This is a genomic window from Campylobacter concisus, assembly GCF_003049735.1.
Classification (GTDB): domain Bacteria; phylum Campylobacterota; class Campylobacteria; order Campylobacterales; family Campylobacteraceae; genus Campylobacter_A; species Campylobacter_A concisus_AN.
The window spans coordinates 344,577-369,672 of the sequence record NZ_PIRM01000001.1; the positions used below are offsets into that span (position 1 = coordinate 344,577).

Sequence of the window (25,096 nt, forward strand, 5' to 3'; positions counted from 1 at the left end):
GAGAAAATGAACTTAACACCAAGAGAAATTGTTAAATTTTTAGATGACTATGTGATCGGTCAAAAGGACGCCAAAAAGATTATAGCGATCGCACTTCGCAACCGCTACCGCCGCATGAAGCTTGAAAAGAGCTTGCAAGATGACATCATGCCAAAAAATATCTTGATGATCGGCTCAACTGGCGTTGGTAAAACTGAGATCGCAAGGCGTCTTTCAAAGATGATGGGACTGCCATTTATCAAGGTCGAGGCTAGCAAATATACCGAGGTTGGCTTTGTTGGCCGTGATGTTGAGAGTATGGTAAGAGACCTTGCTATGGCATCATATAATCTCGTAAAAAACGAGCAAAGTGAAAAAAATCAAGATAAAATCAACGCCTACATCGAAGAAAAGATCGTCTCAAAGCTACTGCCACCACTTCCAAAAGGTGCTAGCGAAGAGAAGCAAGCAGAGTACGCAAAGAGCTATGAAAAGATGCTAAATAGGCTAAGAAACGGCGAGCTTGACGAGCTAAGTATCGAGATCGAGGTACAGCAAAATCCGCTTGAGGCTGGCTCAAACGTGCCACCTGACATGGCGCAGATGCAAGAGAGCTTTATAAAGATAATTGGCATCGGCGGTAAAAACATCAAAAAAGAGATGAAGGTAAAAGACGCTAAAAAAGCCCTTCAAAGCGAGGCAAATGATAAAATTTTAGACCTTGAGAGCGTAAAAACTGAAGCTTTAAGAAGAGCTGAAAACGAGGGCATCATCTTTATAGACGAGATCGATAAGGTAGCCGTTGGCTCAGGTAGCTCAAACAGACAAGATCCTAGCAAAGAAGGCGTGCAAAGAGACTTGCTGCCTATCGTTGAGGGCTCAAATGTAAATACTAAATTTGGAAATTTAAAGACAGATCACATTTTATTTATCGCAGCTGGCGCTTTTCACATAAGCAAACCAAGTGATCTCATCCCAGAGCTACAAGGCCGTTTTCCACTAAGGGTCGAGCTTGATAGCCTTGATGAGGACGCACTTTATCAAATTTTAACCCAGCCAAAAAATTCGCTTTTAAAACAATACATCGCCCTACTCTCAACCGAAAATGTCGAGCTAGAATTTGACGATGAAGCGATAAGAGAGATAGCAAGGATCGCTCACGCAGCAAATGAAAAGATGGAAGATATCGGCGCTAGACGCCTTCACACCGTGATCGAGCGCGTGATAGAAGATGTCAGCTTTGAGGCTAGCGAGAAGAGCGGCGAGAAGATAAATGTGACAAAAGAGCTCGTAAAAGAGCGCCTAAAAGACGTGGTTGAGGATCAAGACCTAGCGAGGTATATACTTTGAAATCAGGCTTTGTTAGCATCATAGGACGCACAAATGCTGGCAAAAGCTCATTTTTAAATGCGCTACTAAACGAAAAGATTGCCATCGTTTCACACAAGCAAAATGCAACTCGCAGAAAGATAAATGGCATCGTGATGAATAGTGAAGATCAGATCATCTTCACCGACACGCCAGGACTTCATGAGAGCAACAAGGCAATAAATCAACTGCTAATTAGCCAAGCTATAAAATCGATGGGAGACTGCGATCTCATCGTATTTTTAGCACCTATCCATGATGATACAAGTGACTATGAAAAATTTCTAGCTCTAAATCCTGAAAAACCACATATCTTAGTGCTAACAAAAGCCGATGAGAGCTCAAATGCTAAAGTCTTAGAAAAAATTACCCAGTACCAGAAATTTCAAGATAAATTTACAGCTCTGCTTACTTTTAGCACCAAGCAGCCTACCTATAAAAAGCCGCTTCTTGATGAAATTTGCAAGCTTTTGCCAGAGCATGAATATTTTTACGATCCAGAATTTCTCACGCCGACAAATGAAAAAGAAATTTTTAGAGAATTTATACTTGAAGCGATCTATGAAAATTTAAGTGATGAGATCCCATATCTTAGCGATGCGATCATAAAAAGCGTAAAAGAAAAAACAGGCATAACTGAAATTTATGCGAGCATCATCACTGAGCGCGAAATTCACAAAAGTATGATCATCGGTAAGAATGGTGAAACGATAAAACGAATAGGAATTTTTGCAAGAAAGTTAATACAAAATTTAACCGGATCAAAGGTCTTTTTGAAACTCGATGTAATCGTTAAAAAAGGCTGGAGTAAAGAAGAAAAGAGCCTTAATAAAATAATTGGATATTGATTTTTTGTTGTAAAAATATTAAAATACAGCCTAATTAGAGCATTATGAGGTAAATTTTTATGTTAAAGCTTAGAAAAATTAACGATAATCCAATCGTTACACTAGATCCTTATGAATATGAAGGTTTTAGATTTTCTAATAGCAATGTCGATACACTAAGTCTTTCAAAGAATATTTTAAAGCGAGACTTTTTTATATCTTATATCGAGTACAAAGATATAATAACAGCTACCATAAATATCTCAAGAACAATAGATGATGAGGATATTGAAAATAATATCTCGATCAAAATTTACGAAGAGCTCTCTCTTGATCCTGCGATTGACTATAAAATAGTTTATTTTGAAAGCAATGTTGAAAAAGAAGATAGAATTTTTAATGTTTTTATTGCTACAAACGAAACTATAAATAAAATTTTTAAAAATATTTCTAAAAGAGTACCTTTTATAGATTATGTCGTTGTAGAGCCACTCTTATATAGTGCTATATATAAAAAAGGCTTGCTTCCTAGCACTCAGAGTGATTGTTTTTTGACATTTAGGGCCGATGAAGCATTTATAAGCATTTATGTAAATGGAGAATACCTTACATCAAGAGGTTTAAGATACACACTAAATTATCTAAAAGATAAATTTATAGAGCAAAGTGGCGAAAGAGTAAGTCTAGAAAGCTTTTTGGATATACTAAAGACAAGAGGGCTTTTAGATAGCAATGAAGAAGGCTTTAGCTACGATCTAAATACTGTTTTTGAGGACTATATATTTTACGTAAATGACACGATAAATGTTGTCAATAGAATCTATAGCATAAATATAAAAAATATCTATATTGACTGCGACTATAAAATAGAGCGTTTAGAAAAATTTATCAATACAAAGCTTGGCACAAATGCTACGAAATTAAATACAAGCACTGTAATAAATTCTAAAAATTTAGCTATCAGCGAACGATATAACATGATGGCTTTATATGCAAATTTTTACAAAAAAGAGGCCTTTAATGCCGATTTTAACTTCTCAAATTTACTTAGGCCTGATCCGTTCACAAAGAGAAAAAGCGGTAAATTTATACTGACATGTGCCGCTGCTTTTTGCCTAAGCATGTCCTATCCTCTTTATAATTATATAGCTGGCAGTATTTTAGAGGCAGATTCGCAAAGACTAAGCGATGAGCTTGATGTTCTTAATGCACAAGCAGCACAAATAAGAAATACTCTTGAAATACTAAAAAAAGAGCAAAATGATATAAAAGGATTAACTGATAAAGAGGAAGAGAAGTTAAATTTTAGAAAAGGATTGCTTCAAGAAATTGAAAACAAAAAAGATCACTACGTAATGAAAGGTTTAAATCTTTTTGAAATTACCGATATGATAAATAACAATAGCGTTTTTATAACAAATATTAAAAATAACGATAAAAATTTAACTGTAACGGTTGTTAGCGATAATGAAAAAAGGATTACGCAGCTAATAAAAGATATCAGCAAGATGCCTAAATATTCAGTAAATACAAAAAAAATTAAAGAAGATAAGCAAAATAACGAGTATGAAAGTAATATAAGTATAGAGATTAGACAATGAGACAAGACGTTTTAAGTAAAATAGATAAGTATTTTGACGCAAAAAAACAAAGCGAAACAAATATAATTTTTTTGGGTTCAGCTTTAATTATTATTTATATTGTTTATATGCTTTGCTTTGATCCGTCGCAAGATTTTTATGATGAAAGATTTAATTCGCATACTAAAATTAGCAATGATCTTTCAAGAACAAGAGATTATTTAAGATCGACCAGCTCACCTAGCGGGGATAAAAATTTTAAAATAAATGAAGAGTCCAAAATACTTGAAACGCTTAAAGGCAAATACTCTAGTGTTTTAAAATTTAATGCTCATTTTGATTCAAAGCTAAAAGAACTATCGTTTTTATTATTTAACGATCAAAATTGGGCAAATTTTTTAGACAACATCGTATCTTTAGCAAAGCAAAATAATATAAAAATTTTAGAATTAAAAAGCGATATAAAAGAGCCAAATTTCCAAAAGATTGAGCAAATTTTAAATATTGACTTGACATTTTTGGGAGGTTTTAAAGATATGCTTTCATATATAAATGGCCTTGAAGAATCAAAGCTAGTAGTTGATCTTCATAAAATGGATGTAAATTCTACCCAAAAAGAGTTTGGCGCTAAGATCTCGATATCTGTTTGGGGGATGAAATACTAATGAAAATAAAAATTTTATTGGCTTTTTTATTTTTAAATATTGCTTTTGCTAATCAGCTTCAAGAGGAAATGGACTCTTATGATAAAATTTTTGAAAAAATAAAGGAAAAAAGAAGCGGTCTTAGCGATATTGAGCTTTCGAGCATAAAAAATCCTTTTAAACAAGAACCTATCAAGACGATAACAGATCAAAATTCATCAATTACTCCTCAGGCTTCAAAAGGACTTAGTTTAAAAGCAATTTTATTAAACAAAGCAAATATTGATTCCAAGTGGTATGCTGTCGGTGATATTGTTGATGGTTACAAAATAGCCAACATTACTAGAAATAGTGTTTTTTTAGTAAAAGGCGATGAAAAACAAGAGCTAATTTTAAAAAATGGAAGTAAAAATGTTGAGATTAAAATTAAATAAAATATTAATAATAGGTGCACTCATTTGCTTAAATATGAATTATGCTAGTGCTAATGAGAGTAGTTGTTTAAGCAAGAATTTTAATATGAAAATTTCAGATGATGTTGCACTAGTAGATGTGTTAAATCAGCTTTCAGAGATGTGTAACTTTAGTATTGTTGCAAAGGATACTTATAGTAAAACAGAGCTAAAAGATAAAGTTTTTGGCGTTAATATCAGAAATATGAGTCTTAGCGAAGTTTTTGACCTACTTTTAAGTGAGAAAAATTTAAGCTACGAGTTTTCAAATAATGTATTAAAAATTTCATCTTTAAAAACTCAAATTTTTAAACTAGACTATATAACTTCTATTAGAGAAGGAACTGCGGTCACCCAAGCTTCAGTGGATGCTACTCCATCTGAAATTTCTAGTGGTTCAAGTAGTAGCGATAATTCCCAAGATGATAGTTCTCAAGGCTCAAGCAACCTTATAAAAACTACTGAAAGGTTTGACTTTTGGGAAAAACTAGATGCTGAGCTTAAAGCTATTTTAAATAATAGTAGCGAACATATTACAGCACCTGATCCTATTATAAACCAAAATGCGGGACTTATCACTGTTACGGCCACTCCTTCTCAACTTAAGCGTGTCGAGAAATATATAGATGAAATGCAAAAAAGACTAAAAAAACAAGTAATTATTGATGTTTCTATTATTTCAGTTGAGTTAAATAATGAATACAAGCAAGGCGTTGATTGGAGTAAATTTGAACTTGGATTTAATACATACATTGGTAATTCAAGAAACAATCCGAGCTCAAGTGCAACTTGGACAAATAAAGGCAATAGCCTAAGTGATGGATTTGGACGTACATTAAATATTGCAGCTAATTTAAATTTCAGCCTTGATGGAATGATAAATTTTCTTGAAACAAATGGAAAGACAAAGGTTATATCAAGCCCAAAAGTAACAACACTTAATAATCAACAAGCTCTAATCTCAGTTGGCGATAACATAAACTACCGTGTTCAACAAAAGACTGACAATGGAAACAGCAATAGCGATAGGTTGACAACCACTTACAAACAATACTCTGTTTTTATAGGCATATTATTAAATTTATTACCAGAAGTCTCTGATAATAATAAAATCATGCTTCGAATCAATCCATCGCTTAGTAACTTTAAATATGCTGAAGACGACACAAGACAAAATGCGTTAAGAGAGATTGCTCCAGATACGGTGCAAAAGAAGCTATCAACTGTTGTTCAAGTTGATAGCGGTGATACTATTATTCTTGGTGGATTAATAGGCCAGACAAAGGGTAAAAATAATACTTCTGTACCTCTTCTTTCTGATATCCCGCTTATAGGTGGTGTCTTTAAAAGCACAAGAGACAATATAAAGACAACAGAACTTATCTTTGTCATCACTCCTCATGTAGTTGATTTTGACAAAAAAAAGCCACTTAATCAATCATTAAAAGACTTAGGTTTTTCTAAAACGATCTATGAATAACAAGAATATTTATACAGATATAAAAGATATCTTTATCAACGAAGACGAAGTAGCTGATTTTGTTAACCTAGATAATTCAATCACTTGTTACAATAAGATCGTCTCGGCTCTAAAAAAGCCATTAAAGCTTATACTTTTTTATGGCAAGCCTGGTAGTGGAAAGACTTTTTTGCTAAACAAGATAGCCTCTGATCTTCAAAAGGATAAAAAATTAATTTTTTTCCCACATCCTTTTTTTAGCGAGGCTACATTTATAGAAGCTCTTTGTGAAGATATATACGGAAATAAACTTGATAATATAAATAATTTTGAAAGTTTTGTTGCACACTACTCAAAAGAATTTAAAAATAAAGATGAAATTTTACAAAACCAAATAGTTGTCATCTTGGATGAAGCACAACTTTATCCTACTGAATTGATCGAAAAAATAAGGCTTATGGCCGATACAAGATTATTTAAATTTCTATTTACGATTCATAAAACTGAAAATGAAGATGTGTTAGCAAAAGACTATTTTCAAACTAGAATTTGGGAGAGTATAGAGCTTGGAAGTGCAAACACGAATGAAATCATAGTTTATTTACAAAGAAAAATAGGACAAAAAGGCTACGATAAATACCTAAATTTTCAGAAAAAAGACTATGACAAAGCCTATGAGCTTTGTTGCGGAAATTTACGCACACTAAATAAAATTATGTATAAATTTTATGAAATTTGTGAATATTATGAACAAAATCAGCCATCAAAGTTAAGTAGCGAGGACGCAAATATTAAAATTTTGACAATGTCTGCACTTGATACAGGAATAATTCATGCTTGAATTACAAGAAATTCAAAGACTAGAAAAGCTCTATGAAGAGTACGAAAAAAAGAATAAAAATAGCTTTTTAAAATTGTTATCACATAAAAAGCTAGGTCTTTTAATAATTACGATCTTGCTAATTGCTTTTATCTTTGGTGCTTTTTTATTTTTCTCAAATGCTAAAAACAAAAAAGAGACAACCAATACTCCAGCTTTAGTTGAGAAAAATTTGACAATACAAACAGATATAAAAGAAAAAAATATAACCTTTACTGAAACTAATGTCAGCAAAAATATTTTAGAAGATGGCAAACAAAAAAGTGAGCAGGCAAAAGAGAGGTTTGAATCAGATAAGAAACAAGATGAGCTCGCTGAGAAAATAGCTAAAAAGCTAGAACAATCCATAAAGCTAAATGAAGATAATAAAGAGCAGGCATCAGACAAAAAACAAAGAAGTGGTGGTGGTTGGTTAAAGCTAAATTTACCAACTGAAAATGAAAATATACAAAATGAACAGTCTCTATCAAATGAAGAGATAATAGAACTAGAACCAAAGGCAAAGCCAAAAATTGATATTCAAATTTCAAGTGAAAACAATGAAATTTCTATGCTAAAAGAAAATTTTAATAAAAGCAAAAATCCAGAAATCGCCCTTAAAATAGCAAGAAAATGCTATCAAGATAAAAGATATAGCGACACTATAAAATGGGCACTGTCGGCAAATAATTTAGATAGTAGCATTGAGGAGTCTTGGATCATGTTTGCTAAGGCAAAATATATGCTAAAGCAAAAAGATGATGCCTTGCGCGCATTAGAAGAATATAATAAAAATAAAAATAAGCCAGAAATAAATGAGCTAATAAATAAGATAAAAAGCGATACGTTGTGAAATTTTTGCTTATTATATTTTTATCATTAAATGCCTTTGCACTTGGGGTGGCCGACATAAAAAGTTATTTTGAAAAAGCTGAATATCCTAAAATTTGTAATCAAAAAATACAAGATCTTTTAAAAGATTCACAAAATGAAGAATTTCTTAATATCTTTGGCATATCTTGCTTAAAAACAAATGATATAGATAGGCTCGCTCTTCCAGCAAGCAAACTATCAAAAACGCAAAGCTCAAGAGAGAATGCAGCATATTTTGCAGATATATTGCTTAAAAAAAAGCTATTGCTTCATGCTATCTTGGATGGGGCTGATATAAGCTATATTAGACTTCCAAAGAGCGATTACATTCTTTCATTTATATTTGATAAATTTGTCAAAAAAGAATACGTTGAGGAGCTTGGTGTATTTATTTTTGAAGAGCCAAATTCAGACACAAGATATGAGCTTAGTGCAATCGTTGGCTCAAATTTTGTAAAAATGATTTTAAAAATTTTTAAAAATGACGATCTTACTTCGCAGATTGAGTATAGATAAAGAGAAGAGATGAATAATTTAGAAAATTTAACGCTAAAAACATTAGAGCAACTTAATAAACTAAATGATGAGCAAATTTTAAAGATTATAGAGATAAAAAAGATAAATAAAAAAAGTCTTTTGGCTATTTTGCTTGAAGAAAATATGCTAGAAGAAGAGATTTTTTTTGAAATTCTATCTGATATTTATAGAAGAGGACACACTGACATTGATGAAATTTCAACTAGCCTTCAGATAGATCAAAAGCGCTTCATTCAATATGTATGTGATAAATTTAAAATCACATTTTTTGATCTTGATGATATAGATATCGACTACCGTATCAGTGAAAAGCTAAGCACCTCGCAGCTAAAATCATATAACGCCATCCCTGTAAAAGAAGACGAGATAAGCGTTTATGTAGCTTTTAAAAATCCTTTTGATGTAATCATTCAGGATAAAGTTCAAAATTTATTTAACAGAAAGCTATTAAAAGTAGCTTGCGCCGATCCAGCCCAGATAGAAAAATATATAAATAAAATAGCTCTTAATGAAAGTATAAAAGACGTCATTACAGAGATCAGAAAAGAGCTTTCAAGCTCCAGTAGCCAAGGGCAAAGCACAGAAAGTTCTGGAATTTTAAAGCTAATTGAGATAATTTTAAAAACATCTATTCAAAGCAGAGCAAGCGATATTCACATTGAGCCAACCGAGACAAATTGCATAGTAAGAAGCAGAATAGATGGCATGCTAAGTGAGACATTTATATTTGATAAAGATATCTATCCACCGATGGTAAGCCGAATGAAGCTACTTTCAAATATGGATATCGCGGAGCGCCGCCGCCCACAAGATGGTAGATTTTCAGCTCAAATTTTAGATAAAGAGTACGATTTTCGTATCTCTACGCTACCTATCTTAAATGGCGAAAGCATAGTTTTAAGAATTTTGGACAAATCAAAAGTTATCATAAACATTGAAGACCTTGGTATGCATCCAGATAACTTTGCTAAGTTTAAAAAGAGCATGAAAGCACCTTATGGCATTATCCTGGTTACTGGTCCGACAGGATCTGGAAAAACGACTACACTTTACGGTGCATTAAATGATATAAAAAGTGTAAAAACTAAGATTATTACCGTTGAAGATCCGGTCGAGTATCAGCTAAATATGATCCAACAAGTACATGTAAATGAGAAGGCTGGGCTTACTTTTATATCAGCTCTTCGCTCTATTTTAAGGCAAGATCCAGATATTATCATGATAGGTGAGATCAGAGATCAAGAGACGCTTAGGATCGCGATTCAAGCGGCACTAACTGGTCACTTGGTTTTTTCTACACTTCATACAAACGACGCTATTAGCGCTTTACCTCGTATGGTTGATATGGGTATTGAGCCATATCTAGTAAGTGGCGCACTAGTTTGCATCGAGGCTCAAAGGCTTGTAAGAAAGCTTTGTCCGTATTGCAAACAAAAAGTCACGCTATCTCAAAAAGCTCTTGACGAGATTAAGAAATTTCTTCCTGAAGATTATCAATTTTATAAAAGCGTAGGTTGCCAACACTGCTCACAAACTGGATATCTAGGGCGTGAAATGATAAGCGAAATATTATCTATCAGCGATCATATAGCAAGTATCGTAGCAAACAACGCTTCAAAAGAAGAGCTTAAAAAGGCCGCCTATGACGAAGGCTTTATAGATATGTTCCATGATGGCGTTATACGCGCAGCAAATGGTGTAACAACAATCGAAGAAGTATATAGAGTTGCCAAGATATGAAATTTTACGAAATAGAATATATAAAAGATGGCAAACGCCAAAAGATGAGCCTAAAGGCCAATAGCAAAAATGATGTAAAAAATTGTGCAAATATTCAAGGCATGATAGTAAAGATCAAAGAAACTCAGGTCTCAAGTATCAACAATGATTTTTTGGACTTGCAAGAAAAATTTAACAAAATATTCTCTTCTTCAAAAGTAAAAATTCCAGCTCTAGTTGCTACCATAAGGCAACTTAGCGTTATGACTAATGCTGGTATATCAATACATGATGGCATAAAAGAGACAGCAAATGCTACTGAGGATAAAAGGCTAAAAATAATATTTCAAACATTAGACGAAGACCTAAATCAAGGTGCTAGCTTAACTCAAGGTATAGAAAATTTTCAAGAAGAGCTAGGCGATGTCACTGTCGCTATGGTAAGGCTTGGAGAGAGTACTGGTAATATGGCCGATGCATTATCAAAGCTAGCTGCTATCTTGCAAGAAGTCTGGGATAACCAGCAAAAATTTAAAAAAGCCATAAGGTATCCAATAACCATAATATGCTCTATAATTTTGGCTTTTATTGTGCTTATGACATCAGTTGTTCCACAATTTCGAGAAATTTTTAGCCAGCTTAATGCCGACCTCCCCCTTCCTACTAAAATTTTACTAAACATTGAATACATAATGAGCAATTACGGCATATATATAATAGTTGTTCTTATTGCATTTGCTTTTTTGCTAAAAAAGCAATATTCAAATGATGAAAATTTTAGGGATAAGGTCGATAAATATCTACTAAAAGTCTATCTTGTGGGCAAAATAATATTTTTTGCAAATATGAGTAGGTTTAATCTAATCTTTACGGAGCTTGTTCGTGCAGGACTTCCTATCGCTGACGCACTAGATACTGCCGTTGTAACTGTTTCAAATCAAGACATAAAAAATAAACTAACTGCTGTAAAAGTGCTGGTTGGCCGTGGCATAAGCTTAACCGAGGCCTTTAGGCAAACTGGACTTTATGAGGGTATGCTTATACAAATGATAGGTGCTGGCGAACAAAGTGGTAGCTTAGATGACATGACACAAAAGGTTACTGATTATTATAGAGTGAAATTTAATGATATTATTGATAATATTTCAAACTATATTGAGCCGATACTACTAATATTTATCGCAGCTATGGTGCTTTTGCTCGCCCTTGGTATATTTATGCCAATGTGGGATATGGCAAAAGCTGTTAAAAATTAAATCAACATTTAAAGGAGTAAAATGCCTATAGAAAGAGAATATGGCGTTGATGAGAACGCATTTTTAGTTTCAAAAACAGATACAAAAGGAAGGATCACTTATTGCAACGAGCCTTTTTTAAATATCGTAGGAGTAAAACAAGGTGATCTCTTGGGAAAACCGCACAATATAATAAGGCACACTGATATGCCAAGAGTTATTTTCAAGCTACTTTGGGAACGCATACAAAATAAAGAGGAAATTTTTGCCTTTATTAAAAACAAAACTCTCAATGGTGGATTTTACTGGGTATTTGGCAATATCACAGCCTCGCTTGATCAGCAAGATAATATCGTTGGATACTATTCTGTTAGACGTAAGCCAAATGCAAAAGCAATAGAGATCATAAAACCACTTTATGCAAAATTACTTGAGCTAGAACGAGATGGCGGTATTGAAGCATCTAAAAAATATTTATTAAAATTTTTGGAAGAAAAATCAACAAGCTATGATGAATTTATAAACAACTTGCAAAGGTTCTAGATATGTTTAAGAAAAAATCAAATGCAATAAATGAGATTTTAAGTGTTGTCAAATCGGCAAGCAATGGCATACTAGAGCCTCGCATTGTAAATGTTGGAGAAAAGGACGAGATGTATGAAGTCGCCCTTGGCATAAATGATTTGCTAGATCAAGTTGAGGCGCTTCAACGTGAAATTTCAACCTCAGTCCAAGCTGCACAAAACTCAAAAACATATAGAAATATATTTGTAGAAGGGTTTAGGGGTTTATTTAAACGAAATGCCATATCTATGAGCAAGGGTGTCACAGGTATAAAAGACGGCCAAAAAAGCAAGGTTAGAGGTCTTCTATCAAGCGAGCTTGACAAACTTGGAAACGGTATAAATGGTATAAATTATGTAAGAGATGATCTAAATGAAAGTATCAAAAATTTAAGCCAAACAGCAACAGATGCTAGACAAACTGCACAAATAGCAAGAGAAAATATGTCAAACATCGTCGAGCTTAGTCAAAACATGGGAGAGCTTGATGGTCTAGTACAAAGCTGCTCAAATGCTACTGGCATGCTAAGCACTAGGGCTTCTGAAATAAGCTCTGTTTTAAATTTAATAAAAGATATTGCCGATCAGACAAATCTACTTGCTCTTAACGCCGCCATTGAAGCTGCTCGTGCAGGAGAGCACGGACGTGGTTTTGCGGTAGTTGCTGATGAGGTAAGAAAGTTAGCCGAAAATACACAAAAAGCCGCAAGCGATATAGAGGTCAATATAAAAACACTTCAGCAAGAGGTAAATGATATCGATGAAAATTCTAAAAAAATCGATGAAATTTCTAAATTAACGACACAAAATGTAGAAAATTTCAAAAAGGTATTGAGCGAGTTTAATGCGAACGCACAAAATACTGCTCAAACATCAAAATATGTCGAAAATAAAACCTTTGCCATAATTGCAAAAATTTCGCAAATCGCTTATAAAACCAAAGTGTACTCTGATCTTATAAACGAACAAGGATATAGTGAAGAAATATGTGATTTAGCGCAAAGCCTGCTAGATTGGTATGAGAACGAGAGTATAAGCGAACACAAGCAAAATAAAAATTTTGATAAGTCAAAAGAGCTTACATCGTCGCTAAATAATGAAATCAAACTCTTGCTCGAGAAGTCAGCCTCTGGCTACAACGAACAAAATTTGAATTATTTTGTTGATAAATCTAAGAAAATAGAAGATCTAAGCGAGCAAATTTTTACTTCGTATAACGAAATTTTTAAAGATAAAAACTAAAGTATTAAATTATCTTTGATGTTTCTTTGGGTGGTCAAAAAACAGAGCTTTTGCACTGCCCTCTTTTAGTTCTTTAAATTCAGACTCAAACTCTATGCAAAAAATGCCTGAAGTTGGTATATTGTCGATCGATGAGTCGCTTAGGTATTCGCAAATTTCAGTTATACTTGGATTGTGCGTGATGATGAAAATTTCATCTAAATTTTCATCCAAATTTCTTACGAACTCCAAAAGATCCTCAAAGCTTATGTCGTAAAGCTCGTCTTTTATCTCTATGGATTTTTCTTTAAATTTTAAAGTTTTAGCGATGATTTTTGCTGTTTGCTCGCACCTTTTAGCGCTGCTTGAAAAGATAGCCCCTGGCATCACATCATACATTTTTAGTCTATTTGCCATAAATTTAGCGTCTTCTTTGCCTTTTTGACTAAGCTCCCTTAAGGAATCTTTAGCTCCGTCCTTATTCTCATCAACCGCTTTTGAATGTCTTATGAAATAAATTTTACTCACTATCTCTCCTTTGAGAAATTCTTTATCAAGCAAAGCTCTTCTTTGCTAAATCCAGCTTTTAAGCGATCTTGCTCATTGATCTCTCTAACATTTTTAAATGAATTTGGATACAAACTTAAGATAATGTCAAAGTAGCTATTTTTATCAATACCCTCTTTTTTACAAGCAAATTTAAACCACTTATCGCCTTTATAAACATGAGAGACCTCCTCCTTTAAGATGACTTTTAGGCACTCAATGAGCTCTTCGTTTCCGCCCTCACCTTCAAGCCTTTTTATAATATGAGCGTTTGCATCAAGCCCATTTGCCTCCATATATCTTGGCAGTAGCGCCATACGGCTAGTTAGACTATCTGAAGTCTTTTGAAGTGCGATAAAAAGCCCATCATGTACACTTAGCTCGCCGTATCTACCACCTTGTTTTAAGAGCAAATTCTCTATCATACAAAAGTGTCTGATCTCATCTTCAGCTACTTCTAGCCAGTCTTCATAAAATTCTCTTGGCAAATTTCTAAATCTATAACAAGCATCAAGCGCGATGTCAATAGCGCTAAATTCAATATGAGCTACCGAATGGATAAAATTTAAATTTTTATCCTTTGGCTTTACTTTTTTGTTTAGCTCTTTCATGCTAACTACTTCACAAAATTTTGCATAGCTAGGCGTTATTAGCTCATTTGGCTTAGAGCTTTCACAAAAATTTATATTAAAATCTCGTTTAAATTTCTCATAAAATAGTTCAAACTTTAAAAATTTAAGCCCAATCTCGCCTTCATTTAAAATTTCCCAAATTTCATCAAAAAAATTCATATTTTCTCTTTATTTAAATCTGTATTTACAAGTGTAAATTTATATAAACAATGCTTAAAATTTGAGCCTAGTATTTGTTTTAAAAGATTTTTAGTAAAAATTTCTGATTTATTTTGCTTTGCCATATCCAGCAAATCTATTTGCTGCCAAGCAACTTGAATTTGAACACCTTACAAGGTAGCTATTTATCTCTTGATTTCCTTTTAGATGCACATTTTTTTGTTTTAGATTCATATAGCTATGAATTATCTTTCCGCCAGAATTATGTATAAATTTTACTGTCTCATCGCCAAGAACAGCCGTAACTATGCCAACATGAGTGATATTTTTCTTATCTTTATTTTTCTGGACGCCCTTGCCAAGAGTATTTGAGAAAAATACAAGATCACCTATTTTTGGATTTTTATGAGTAATTAAATTTTTACTTTCATAAAAATTATAGATCGCTTTTGACTTTCTACCGCCATTATCGTAGTAGCGATTTATTGTCTTTTCATCAAAATACATATTTTGATACTTTGCATTTACGATAGAAACGAATCCTGAGCAATCACCGCCAGCTCTTGTATTTAGGTATTTTTTAAAAAAAGAACCAAATTTTTTATCTTCTCTATCATTATCTTCATCTATGATTTCACCAATCATTTGCTCGCTAAAATCAACACTTGAAGTTACGGTTTGATTTGTTTCATTTTGCGGAGTTGTCGGTTGATTAGAGGTAAAAGAACAACCTGTAAAAAATATAATGCTAAGTATAAAAAAGATTTTTTTATTTATTGAATTTGACATATTTATATCCAAAATTTTAGTGTTTGCAATTTTAACTTTTAAACGTAAATGAACCGGAAATAGTGCTTTGCTTTCTTTATTCTAAGTTAAAAAGCAATATAATATCGGCAAAAAACATATTTTCTTAAGGCAAAAAACAATGATGCACTATTTAAAGATAAAAGGAAATGCCAAATTAAGTGGCGAAGTAAAAATAAGCGGTGCCAAAAATGCTGCTCTACCGATCATCGCCCTAACCTTACTTGCAAAAAAAAGTGTAAATTTAACAAATATCCCAAATGTCGCTGATATAAAAACGCTTTGCCAACTACTAACTAACCTAGGAGCAAAGTGCGAATTTAAAAATAAAAACTCACTAAGCATAGACACAAGTGGTGTAAGCTCAACTACTGCAAATTATGATATCGTTAGAAAGATGCGCGCTTCTATCTTAACGCTTGGACCGCTTCTTGCACGCTTTGGCCACTGTGAAGTGAGCCTACCTGGAGGATGTGCGATTGGACAAAGACCTATCGATCTGCATCTAAATGCGCTTGAAAAAATGGGAGCAAATATCGAAATAAAGCAAGGCTACGTCGTTGCAACAGCACCAAATGGACTAAAAGGCGCAAAAATCGTTTTTGATAAAATCACCGTAACTGGTAGCGAAAATATCATCATGGCTGCAGCTCTAGCGCACGGCACGACAGAGATTTTTAACGTAGCACTTGAGCCTGAAGTGGTGCAAATTTGTGAAATTTTGGCTAAGAGTGGCGTTAAAATAGAAGGCATCGGCACAAGTGAGCTAAAGATAACCGGAAGCGGCCAAAAATTGCTTGAAATTTGCGATATTGAAGTAATTCCTGATAGGATCGAAGCTGGCACATACCTTTGTGCTGGAGCTATAACAAATAGCAAAATTTCAGTCACAAAGGCAAATGCAGCCCATATGACGGCTATTTTAAATAAATTTGAAGAGATGGGCTTTGGTATAGAGATAGATGGCGACAAGATCACGATATTGCCAGCAAAAGAGATAAAACCAGTGGAGATAAGAACCACCGAGTATCCGGGCTTTCCAACAGATATGCAAGCTCAATTTATGGCGCTTTGTCTTGCAGCAAATGGCGTTAGCACGATAGATGAGAGACTTTTTGAAAACCGCTTTATGCATGTTAGTGAGCTTGCTAGAATGGGAGCAGATATTAAATTAAATGGACACATCGCAAGTGTTTATGCGCCAGCTAAGCTAAATGCAGCCGATGTGATGGCGACAGATCTTAGAGCCAGCTCAGCGCTGATACTAGCTGCTCTTATAGCAAATGGCGAAAGCTTGGTACATAGAATTTATCACCTTGATAGAGGATATGAAAATTTAGAGGAAAAATTTCAAGGCCTTGGTGCAAATATTATTAGGCTTGAGGAGTAAAAATGCTGCTAAATGACGCATTAGATGCGCTTAAATCTAAATTCAAATTAAAAATAGATAGCGAAATTTTACCTATCAGCATGACTCTTGGTAAAACATTGGCAAATGATGTAGTGGCGGTAAAAGACTTGCCATGTTTTGATAACTCTGCACTTGATGGCTTTGCTGTAAAATTTGAAGATAAAGACAAGCCATATAAAATAGTTGCAAGTGCCTTTGCAGGCGATAAAGAGCAGCTAAGCATTGGCAAAAATGAGTGTGTTAAGATAATGACTGGTGCGAAGATGCCAAAGGGTGCAGATACTATCATAAAGATTGAAGATTGTGTAGTTGATGGAAATTTTATAAAAGCACCAAATAATCTTAAAAAAGGTGATGGGTATCGCTTTAAAGGCGAAGAGGTAAAGATTGGTGAAATTTTGCTAAAAAGTGGCGATGTTTTAAACACTAGAGGCATAATGATGCTAGCAGCACAGGGCATAAGTTTTATAAATGTTAAAAAACAGCCTAGTGTTGGAATTTATTCAAGTGGAAACGAGATCATCGAGCCTTGGCAAAGAGCGAGCGAGGATGAAATTTACAATGCAAATGCCTTTGGCATCGCTGCACTTTTAAGTTCTATTGGACAAGATAGCTCATATCTTGGCATCATAAAAGATGAGCTAAGTGCTGTCAAACAGGCATTTTTAAATGATACAAATTACGACATTATTATATGCTCTGGCGGAGCAAGTGCTGGGGAGGCTGACTTTATGAAAATAGCTCTAAGCGAGCTTGGATACAATGAAATTTTTTCACATATTGATATAAGACCTGGCAAACCTTGCAAGGCTTATGAAAAAGATGGCAAACTTATCTTTATCCTTCCTGGAAATCCAATGGCAGCTTATGTTTGCATGATGATGCTTGTTTTGCCTCTTTTAAGAGAGGATTGCTTTGTGATGCAAAATGCTATAAATGCGCAAAATTTAAAGGTAAAATCAGGCAGGATCAATGCAATTTTTGGAAATATTGAAAATAATAAATTTATAGCAACAAATGGTGGAAAATACGGCTCTGGCATGATAGATCATATTTTAAAAAGCACTTTTATGTTTTTAACTAGCCCAGATCAAAGCGAAATTTTGCAAAATAGTGAAATTTCTCTTATAAAACTTCCATAAAATCTTGACAAATGAAAAACAATCTGATAGAATGCGGACTTCATTTTAACTGCGGGAATAGCTCAGGGGTAGAGCACAACCTTGCCAAGGTTGGGGTCGCGAGTTCGAATCTCGTTTCCCGCTCCATCTTTTTTATACTCTTTTTTTTATTTTCCACAAAACTCTTTGCAAATGAAGTCAGCATCTATCCGATGTATTGCATTCTAAACGATCAAATTTCACTTAGTACTTTTGGCTTTGAAGGCGAAGACAATGAAATTTTAAACTTAGAGGGCAAAAGAGCAGCCAAGATAGATAGCAAAAAACTCTATGAAATTCTAACAGCAAATTTTAAAACATATAATGACAAAAGCGGTGGAAGCGTTGCTTTTGTAAAAAACTGCTCTATCATGGATGAGATTCAAATGCAATTTTTAAGATCAATTAGTGATGAATATCCTGGTATCAGCATAAGTGATCTTAGCATCAGTCCACAAAATAAACTTCCAGCAAATTTCAAAGAGCTCATCCTAAAAAATATCTTTTTAGGTGATCAAAATAGTCAAAAAGGCGTCTTTAGAGCCTCATTTGAGGACGTTGATCTAAGCTTAAAGAGCCTTTATTTTAAATTTAGTTTTAATGCTAAAATGCCAGTTTTTATCGCTATAAATTCAATGAATACAAACCACATTTTAAGCCTGCTTGACTACCAACCAACGATGATTGAGTTTGGCAAATGGCCAAAAGATGCACTTTCTAGCTCAAATAGCTTAGCTCTTATAACAAAAGTGCAGATAAAAAGCGGTGAAATTTTAACGAAGCGTCAGTTTAACGCCATAAATTTAGTAAAAAAAGGTCAAATGCTAAATGCAGTTTTGAGCGAGGATGGCGTTAAGATAATAGCTGAAGTAAAGGCACTTGAGGATGGAAATTTAGGTGATATGATAAAGATAAGAACAAAAGATAATAAAATTTTACAGGCCACAGTTTCAGGTAAAGATGAGGCGGTAATAAGATGAAAAAGATAGTATTTGCAGCCACTGGAGCAAGCGGGGCTGGACTCTTTTTAAAGCTTGTCAAGGCTGCCAAAGATAATTGCGAGGCGCACGTCATAGTTAGTAAAAATGCCATGAAAGTTTTAGAGGCTGAAGAAAATTTGAAGCTAAATTTAAATGATCTTGGCGTGAAAATTTATGATGATCAAGACCTTATCGCAGGCCCAGCGTCAGGCTCGTTTGGCACGAATGCTATGATCATAGCGCCCTGCTCTACCAACACACTAGCAAAAGTTGCAAACGGCATAAGCGACACGCTAATCACAAGAGCCGCAAATGTCGCGCTAAAAGAGAAGCAAAGGCTAGTTTTTGGCGTTAGAGAGATGCCGTTTTCCACTATCGCGCTTTCTCAAATGCAGCTTCTCTCATCTCTTGGTGCTATCATCGCTCCACCAGTTTTGGGATACTACGCAGGTATAAAGAGCCTTAAAGATATGGAAAATTTCATCATCGGCAAGTGGCTTGATGCCTTAAAAATCGAAAATAATCTTTACAAAAGGTGGCAAATTTGAAAAAATCTTGCATCTATCCAGGAACTTTTGATCCGATCACAAACGGCCATTTGGACGTTATCGTAAGAGCTACAAAAATTTTTGACAAAGTGATTGTCGCAGTTGCAAAAAATGACAGCAAACAGCCGATGTTCGCACATGAAAAACGCATAGAGATGGCAAAAGGAGCAGTTTGCGAGCTAAAAAACGTAAGCGTTCTTGGCTTTGATAACTTGCTTGTTGATTTTGCTAAATCGCACGGCATAAACACCGTCATCAGGGGACTCCGCGCGGTTAGTGACTTTGAGTATGAGTTACAAATAGGCTACGCAAACGCTGCACTTTGGGACGAATTTGAGACGGTTTATCTTATGCCAAGCTTAAATAACGCCTTCATTTCAAGCTCGATCGTCCGCTCAGTCTTGCGCCACGACGGCGATGTGAGCAACCTAGTGCCAGCAAAAATTCTAAAAAATTTAAAGGCGTAAAATGTATGTTTTGTTTGAGGGTATTGACGGCGTTGGCAAGAGCACGCAGATAGAAATTTTAGCCTCTAAATTTAGTGATGCCATCGTCACAAAAGAGCCAGGTGGCACGCAGCTTGGTGAAAATTTACGAGAAATCTTACTAAGCTCAAGCATAAAAATAGGCAAAAGGGCTGAAATTTTACTCTTTTTAGCTGATAGGGCTGAGCATTTTGAAAAGCTGGTTGCTCCAAATTTAGGTAAACTGATTTTAAGCGATAGAGGCTTTATCTCAGGCATCGCCTACGCTTTAGCAAATGATGAAAACTTAGATGAAAGCGTGCTTTTAGAGCTTAATAAATTTGCACTAAATGATAAATTTGCAGACAAGATCATCTTTTTTGAAGCAAGCCATGAGCTTATAAGCACGCGCTTAAAAGCAAGAGGCACAAGCGATAAGATCGAAGCTCGCGGACTAGAGTATCTTTTAAAAGTGCAAAGTTTGATGAAGCAAATTCTCATTAAAAATGGCTTTGAAACGCTTTTTATAGATGCATCTAAAAGCATAGAGCTAATTTCAAAAGAGATAGAAAATTTTATAAATTTTAAGTAAAATCACAAAAAAATAAAAAGGATAATGCGATGATAACGGCACTTCGTGGCATGAAAGATATGCTTCCAGCTCGCGCTAAACTTTACGCACGGATAATCAAAACCTGCGAGGAAGTCGCAAAAAACTATGGATATGAGCAAATTTTGACCCCGCACCTCGAGGAGACGGCACTTTTTAAAAGAAGTGTCGGCGAGAGCAGTGACATTGTTGGCAAAGAGATGTATCAGTTTGAAGACAAAGGTGGCAACGACGTTTGCTTGCGACCTGAGGGCACAGCTGGCGTGGTCAGAGCCTTTATCGAGGCAAAACTTGACAGGGCAAATGTGACAAAGCGCTGCTTTTATCACGGCTCGATGTTTCGCTACGAGCGCCCACAAAAAGGCCGCTTAAGAGAGTTTCACCAGTTTGGCTGTGAGTGTTTTGGTGAGGGCAGCGTCTATGAGGATGCGAGCATTATCTTGATGGTGAGCGAAATTTTTAACAGACTAAACATAAAAACAACCCTAAAAATAAACTCCCTTGGCGACGAGAGCTCGATGAAGTCTTACAAAGAAAAGCTCGTTAAATTTTTAGATGAAAATGACGACAGAATTTGCGAGGACTGTAAAAGACGCAAGCTTTTAAATCCTATCCGCGTGCTTGACTGCAAGGTTGAGAGCTGCCAAGAAATTTACAAAAACGCCCCAGTTATCACTGATAGCTTAAGCTGCGAGGCGCAGGCTGATTTTGCAAAACTGCAAGAAATTTTAACGGCAAATGGCGTTAAATTTGAGATAGACACAAAACTCGTTCGTGGGCTAGACTACTACTGCAAGACGGCGTTTGAGTTTATCAGCAATGAGATCGGCTCTCAAAGTGCAGTCGCCGGTGGCGGCAGATACGACAGGCTGGTTGAGTATCTTGGCGGTAGAGCAAGTTATGGCGTTGGCTTTGCGATGGGTGTTGAGAGGATAATGGAAATTTTAGGTGAAGCTGGAGATGAGCGAAACGGAGTTTATCTTTGTGCGCTTGATGCGACGAATTTAGACTTTGTCTATGCGCTTGGCTCAAAGCTTCGCAAAAAATATCCGGTTGAAATTTCTTATGAAGCCAAAAAACTTCAAAAACATCTGCAAAATGCTGACAATAAAAATGCAAAAATTTTCCTTTGCGTGGGCGAAAATGAGATGAAAGAGAATAAAATTTGGTATAAAAATTTAGAGACCAAAGACGAAAAAACGATAAATTTAGATGAGCTTGAAAAGGAGCTGGGATGAATGATTTTGGACTTAGCATTTGGGGCAATTCAAATTTTGTTATAGAAGATGGCAAAGTCTGTATAAATGCAGCCAGCAAACCAGCGATCATAGACATCGTAAAAGAGATAAGAGACGACGGATATAGAGGGCCACTACTGCTTCGCTTTCCGCACCTTATCCAAAAGCAGATCGAGCAGATCCACGCAAGCTTTGCAAAAGCAAAGAAAGAATTTGCCTACAAAGGCAGCTTTAATGCGGTATTTCCACTTAAGGTCAATCAATATCCTGGCTTTGTAAAAAATTTAGTGCGCCTTGGCAAGCCCTACAACTACGGCCTTGAAGCTGGCAGTAAAGCTGAGCTACTTTTAACCATGGCTTACAATAACGAAAAAGCTCCCATAACCGTAAATGGCTTTAAAGATAAAGAGATGATAAATATAGGCTTTATCGCCGCTGAGATGGGACACAACATCACGCTAACGATCGAGGGTCTAAACGAGCTTGAAGCGATAATCGCCATCGCAAAGGAGCGCTTTAAACCAAAACCAAAGATCGGACTTAGAGTGAGACTACACTCGACAGGATCGGGTCTTTGGGCAAAGAGTGGCGGCATACACTCTAAATTTGGCCTAACATCAACCGAACTGATAGAAGCTGTAAAGATGCTAAAAAAAGCAAATTTACTTGAAAACTTCACAATGATACACTTTCATATCGGCTCTCAAATAAGCGAGATCCACCCGCTCAAAAAAGCACTCATCGAGGCTGGCAACATCTACGCTGAGCTTAGAAAAATGGGTGCCTCAAATTTAAAAGCGATAAATTTAGGTGGCGGTCTTGCGATCGAGTACTCGCAGTTTAAAGAAGAAAGCAGCAGAAACTACACACTAAACGAATATGCAAACGACGTTGTTTATATGCTTAAAACTATAAGCGAGCAAAAAAAGGAGATCGAGCCAGATATTTTCATAGAGTCAGGTCGCTACATCGCCGCTTCTCATGCACTTCTAGTCGCCCCTGTGCTTGAGCTATTTTCTCAAGAATACACCGAAGAGAAGCTAAATTTAAAGAAAAACAATCCAAATTTAATAACCGAGCTAGTCGATCTTTATAAATCAATCAAACCTTCAAACGCACTAGAATACCTGCACGACGCTATCCATCACACAGAGAGCGTTTTAACACTTTTTGACCTTGGATATGTTGATCTTCAAGATAGATCAAACGCCGAGGTGCTTTTAAGGCTCATCAGCAAAAAAGCTGTCGTGATGCTTGGTAACAAGAGCAACTCAAGCGATCTAACTAAAATTCAAAAAGAGGTTCAAGAGAGATACTTGCTAAATTTCTCTATTTTTCAAAGCTTGCCTGACTTTTGGGGGCTAAAGCAAAATTTTCCTATCATGCCACTTGACAGGCTCGATGAGCGCCCTACTTTGCCAGCTTCGATTTGGGATATCACATGCGATAGCGATGGTGAAATCAGCTATGATGACGAGAAAAACCCACTACTTTTGCACGACGTGGACGTGGAGAAGGAGGATTATTTCTTGGGATTTTTCCTAGTTGGCGCATATCAAGAGGTGATCGGCATGAAACACAACCTCTTTACCCATCCGACAGAGGCCACGATAGAGCTTTCAAATGATGGCTACAAGATCACAAATTTATTAGAGAGCCAGTCTATTTTAGACATTATGGAAGACATGGACTATGATATCTACGAGATCCAAGACACTCTAAACGAGCGCTTAGTGAAATCAACTCTGATAAACGAAACACAAAAGAAGCAAATTTTGGGCGAGCTTTATCTATTTTTAAATGACAATAGCTACCTAAAAACAATCAATTAAAAAGGAAAACAATGCAACTAGCAAATAGAATGCAAACATTAAGCGAATCAATCACAATCGCGATCAGCACAAAAGCCAAAGAGATGAAGGCTGCTGGTATCGATGTGATCTCGCTTTCAGCTGGTGAGCCTGACTTTATGACTCCAAAAAAGATAAGAGAAACTGTAAAAAACGCACTAGATAACGATAATAAAAGCGGCAAATACACGCCAGTACCAGGCCTGCCTGAGGTCATAGAGGCCATTAGAGCAAAGTTAAAAAGAGATAACGGACTTGACTACAAAGCAAATCAAATCGTCACAAATATCGGCGCAAAACACTCACTTTTTAATGTATTTCAAGCGCTTATCAACCCAGGAGACGAGGTCATCATCCCCTCTCCATACTGGGTGAGCTACCCTGAGATCGTTAAATTTTGCGGCGGCGTGCCTGTGTTTATCGAGGCAGACGAGAGTACAAATTTTAAAATCACAGCCGAACAGCTAAAAAAAGCGATCACGCCAAAAACAAAGGTCTTTTCGCTAAATCATCCAACAAACCCAACTGGAGCTGTATATACGAAAGAGGAGATCGCGGCATTTGGCGAGGTTTTAAAGGGCACTGACATCATCGTTACAAGCGATGAAATTTATGAAAAAGTGATCTACGGCAAGAAATTTCACGCAGTAGCCTCGGTGAGCGAGGATCTTTTTAAAAGAACGGTTACGATAAACGGCCTAAGCAAATGTGGAGCGATGCCTGGCTGGAGATTTGGCTATATCGCAAGCTCGATGGACTGGCTAATTGCTGGCATTAAAAAGCTTCAAAGCCAAAGCACAAGCAACATCAGCTCGATCGTGCAAATAGGCGCTATCCCGTCACTTCTTGGCGAAACTGATGAAGACATCGAAAACATGAGAAAAGAGTATGAAAAAAGACGCGATGTGGCAGTTGAAATGATAAACGCTATCCCTGGATTAAGCGTAGTTAAGCCTGATGGCGCGTTTTATCTATTTGTAAAATGCAAAGACGTAGATAGCGACTCACTTAGATTTTGTAAAAAGATGCTTGAAGAGGCAAATGTAGCCACTGTGCCAGGCGTTGGCTTTGGCATGGAGGGATACTTTAGAATTTCTTTTGCAACTGACATCGAGAGCATAAAAAAAGCGATCGAGAGGATCGCAAATTTTGTAAAAAGCTACAAAATTTAATGATCAAATTTAGAGTAAATGGTAAAATTTTCGAGCTTGAAAACGATATAAATGTTTATGATTTTTTAGCTCAAAATGGCTATGAGCTTAAATTTATAGCCCTTGAGCGAGACGGAGAAATTTTGCCAAAAAAGCTTTGGCGTGAGCGTTTTATGAGCGAGGGCAAAGCTTATGAGATCGTCACTTTAGTTGGCGGTGGATGA

Annotated in this window: 26 protein-coding genes and 1 tRNA gene; 24 read left to right on the top strand and 3 right to left on the bottom strand. The window is 35.6% G+C overall.

What is annotated here, in order from left to right; translation table 11 throughout:
- Positions 1 to 6: 6 nt before the first annotated feature.
- From hslU to CVS97_RS09590, 13 genes are all read left to right on the top strand, one after another.
- Positions 7 to 1,329, top strand: a complete 1,323-nt coding sequence (hslU, locus tag CVS97_RS01685; RefSeq protein ID WP_103648962.1) for an HslU--HslV peptidase ATPase subunit — start codon at positions 7 to 9, stop codon at positions 1,327 to 1,329.
- Positions 1,326 to 2,195 carry a GTPase Era gene (gene era / locus CVS97_RS01690; protein ID WP_107784854.1) on the top strand — a complete coding sequence of 290 codons (870 nt, stop codon included), beginning with the start codon at positions 1,326 to 1,328 and terminating at the stop codon, positions 2,193 to 2,195. The genes hslU and era overlap by 4 nt, the downstream gene beginning before the upstream one ends.
- 59 nt (positions 2,196 to 2,254) lie before the next feature.
- Positions 2,255 to 3,775, top strand: a complete 1,521-nt coding sequence (locus CVS97_RS01695; RefSeq protein WP_107784855.1) for a C4-dicarboxylate ABC transporter — start codon at positions 2,255 to 2,257, stop codon at positions 3,773 to 3,775.
- Positions 3,772 to 4,419 (top strand): pilus assembly protein PilO, encoded by a 648-nt coding sequence (locus tag CVS97_RS01700; protein ID WP_107784856.1) that lies wholly within the window; start codon positions 3,772 to 3,774, stop codon positions 4,417 to 4,419. Before CVS97_RS01695 ends, CVS97_RS01700 begins: the two co-directional genes overlap by 4 nt.
- A complete protein-coding gene (locus CVS97_RS01705; RefSeq protein WP_199905961.1) occupies positions 4,419 to 4,832 on the top strand; it encodes a hypothetical protein in 414 nt (137 codons plus the stop codon). The genes CVS97_RS01700 and CVS97_RS01705 overlap by 1 nt, the downstream gene beginning before the upstream one ends.
- Positions 4,810 to 6,330, top strand: coding sequence for a pilus (MSHA type) biogenesis protein MshL (gene mshL / locus CVS97_RS01710; RefSeq protein WP_085657363.1), 1,521 nt, complete (start codon positions 4,810 to 4,812; stop codon positions 6,328 to 6,330). The genes CVS97_RS01705 and mshL overlap by 23 nt, the downstream gene beginning before the upstream one ends.
- Positions 6,323 to 7,150, top strand: coding sequence for an ATP-binding protein (locus CVS97_RS01715; protein WP_054196616.1), 828 nt, complete (start codon positions 6,323 to 6,325; stop codon positions 7,148 to 7,150). Before mshL ends, CVS97_RS01715 begins: the two co-directional genes overlap by 8 nt.
- Complete coding sequence (locus CVS97_RS01720; protein WP_107784857.1) at positions 7,143 to 8,021, top strand: transformation system protein; 879 nt, start codon at positions 7,143 to 7,145, stop codon at positions 8,019 to 8,021. Before CVS97_RS01715 ends, CVS97_RS01720 begins: the two co-directional genes overlap by 8 nt.
- A complete protein-coding gene (locus CVS97_RS01725) occupies positions 8,018 to 8,557 on the top strand; it encodes a hypothetical protein (RefSeq protein ID WP_107784858.1) in 540 nt (179 codons plus the stop codon). Before CVS97_RS01720 ends, CVS97_RS01725 begins: the two co-directional genes overlap by 4 nt.
- Before the next feature lie 9 nt (positions 8,558 to 8,566).
- Positions 8,567 to 10,318: a GspE/PulE family protein gene (locus CVS97_RS01730; RefSeq protein ID WP_087580060.1), complete on the top strand. Its 1,752-nt coding sequence runs from the start codon at positions 8,567 to 8,569 to the stop codon at positions 10,316 to 10,318.
- Complete coding sequence (locus CVS97_RS01735) at positions 10,315 to 11,553, top strand: type II secretion system F family protein (RefSeq protein ID WP_107784859.1); 1,239 nt, start codon at positions 10,315 to 10,317, stop codon at positions 11,551 to 11,553. Before CVS97_RS01730 ends, CVS97_RS01735 begins: the two co-directional genes overlap by 4 nt.
- Positions 11,554 to 11,574: 21 nt before the next feature.
- The gene (locus CVS97_RS01740) at positions 11,575 to 12,075 is read left to right on the top strand and encodes a PAS domain-containing protein (protein WP_072594212.1); all 501 of its coding nucleotides are present in this window, start codon (positions 11,575 to 11,577) and stop codon (positions 12,073 to 12,075) included.
- Between the two features lie 494 nt (positions 12,076 to 12,569).
- The gene (locus CVS97_RS09590) at positions 12,570 to 13,337 is read left to right on the top strand and encodes a methyl-accepting chemotaxis protein (protein WP_413784181.1); all 768 of its coding nucleotides are present in this window, start codon (positions 12,570 to 12,572) and stop codon (positions 13,335 to 13,337) included.
- Between the two features lie 9 nt (positions 13,338 to 13,346).
- On the opposite strand, the gene CVS97_RS01750 is transcribed toward CVS97_RS09590, so the two are convergent.
- From CVS97_RS01750 to CVS97_RS01760, 3 genes are all read right to left on the bottom strand, one after another.
- A complete protein-coding gene (locus CVS97_RS01750) occupies positions 13,347 to 13,844 on the bottom strand; it encodes a SixA phosphatase family protein (protein ID WP_107784861.1) in 498 nt (165 codons plus the stop codon).
- The gene (locus CVS97_RS01755; RefSeq protein ID WP_107784862.1) at positions 13,844 to 14,653 is read right to left on the bottom strand and encodes a ferritin-like domain-containing protein; all 810 of its coding nucleotides are present in this window, start codon (positions 14,651 to 14,653) and stop codon (positions 13,844 to 13,846) included. Before CVS97_RS01755 ends, CVS97_RS01750 begins: the two co-directional genes overlap by 1 nt.
- A 108-nt stretch (positions 14,654 to 14,761) precedes the next feature.
- Positions 14,762 to 15,442 (bottom strand): NlpC/P60 family protein, encoded by a 681-nt coding sequence (locus CVS97_RS01760; RefSeq protein ID WP_072594208.1) that lies wholly within the window; start codon positions 15,440 to 15,442, stop codon positions 14,762 to 14,764.
- 139 nt (positions 15,443 to 15,581) lie between these two features.
- Here CVS97_RS01760 and murA point away from each other — a divergent pair, with 139 nt between their 5' ends.
- The 11 genes from murA (at position 15,582) to thiS (ending at position 25,096) form a co-directional block, all read left to right on the top strand.
- Positions 15,582 to 16,850 carry a UDP-N-acetylglucosamine 1-carboxyvinyltransferase gene (gene murA, locus CVS97_RS01765; RefSeq protein WP_107784863.1) on the top strand — a complete coding sequence of 423 codons (1,269 nt, stop codon included), beginning with the start codon at positions 15,582 to 15,584 and terminating at the stop codon, positions 16,848 to 16,850.
- A gap of 2 nt (positions 16,851 to 16,852) precedes the next feature.
- Positions 16,853 to 18,013, top strand: a complete 1,161-nt coding sequence (locus tag CVS97_RS01770) for a molybdopterin molybdotransferase MoeA (protein WP_107784864.1) — start codon at positions 16,853 to 16,855, stop codon at positions 18,011 to 18,013.
- 51 nt (positions 18,014 to 18,064) lie between these two features.
- Positions 18,065 to 18,139 (top strand) — tRNA-Gly (locus tag CVS97_RS01775).
- 65 nt (positions 18,140 to 18,204) lie between these two features.
- Positions 18,205 to 19,011, top strand: a complete 807-nt coding sequence (flgA, locus tag CVS97_RS01780) for a flagellar basal body P-ring formation chaperone FlgA (RefSeq protein WP_107784865.1) — start codon at positions 18,205 to 18,207, stop codon at positions 19,009 to 19,011.
- On the top strand, positions 19,008 to 19,559 hold the full coding sequence (locus CVS97_RS01785) for a UbiX family flavin prenyltransferase (RefSeq protein WP_107784866.1): 552 nt from the start codon (positions 19,008 to 19,010) through the stop codon (positions 19,557 to 19,559). The genes flgA and CVS97_RS01785 overlap by 4 nt, the downstream gene beginning before the upstream one ends.
- Positions 19,556 to 20,026, top strand: a complete 471-nt coding sequence (gene coaD / locus CVS97_RS01790; RefSeq protein ID WP_107784867.1) for a pantetheine-phosphate adenylyltransferase — start codon at positions 19,556 to 19,558, stop codon at positions 20,024 to 20,026. The genes CVS97_RS01785 and coaD overlap by 4 nt, the downstream gene beginning before the upstream one ends.
- Position 20,027: 1 nt before the next feature.
- A complete protein-coding gene (tmk, locus tag CVS97_RS01795; protein ID WP_107784868.1) occupies positions 20,028 to 20,615 on the top strand; it encodes a dTMP kinase in 588 nt (195 codons plus the stop codon).
- A 29-nt stretch (positions 20,616 to 20,644) separates the two neighbouring features.
- The gene (gene hisS, locus CVS97_RS01800) at positions 20,645 to 21,871 is read left to right on the top strand and encodes a histidine--tRNA ligase (RefSeq protein ID WP_107784869.1); all 1,227 of its coding nucleotides are present in this window, start codon (positions 20,645 to 20,647) and stop codon (positions 21,869 to 21,871) included.
- Complete coding sequence (speA, locus tag CVS97_RS01805) at positions 21,868 to 23,703, top strand: biosynthetic arginine decarboxylase (RefSeq protein WP_107784870.1); 1,836 nt, start codon at positions 21,868 to 21,870, stop codon at positions 23,701 to 23,703. The genes hisS and speA overlap by 4 nt, the downstream gene beginning before the upstream one ends.
- 11 nt (positions 23,704 to 23,714) lie before the next feature.
- Complete coding sequence (locus CVS97_RS01810) at positions 23,715 to 24,893, top strand: pyridoxal phosphate-dependent aminotransferase (RefSeq protein WP_107784871.1); 1,179 nt, start codon at positions 23,715 to 23,717, stop codon at positions 24,891 to 24,893.
- Complete coding sequence (thiS, locus tag CVS97_RS01815; protein ID WP_021092363.1) at positions 24,893 to 25,096, top strand: sulfur carrier protein ThiS; 204 nt, start codon at positions 24,893 to 24,895, stop codon at positions 25,094 to 25,096. Before CVS97_RS01810 ends, thiS begins: the two co-directional genes overlap by 1 nt.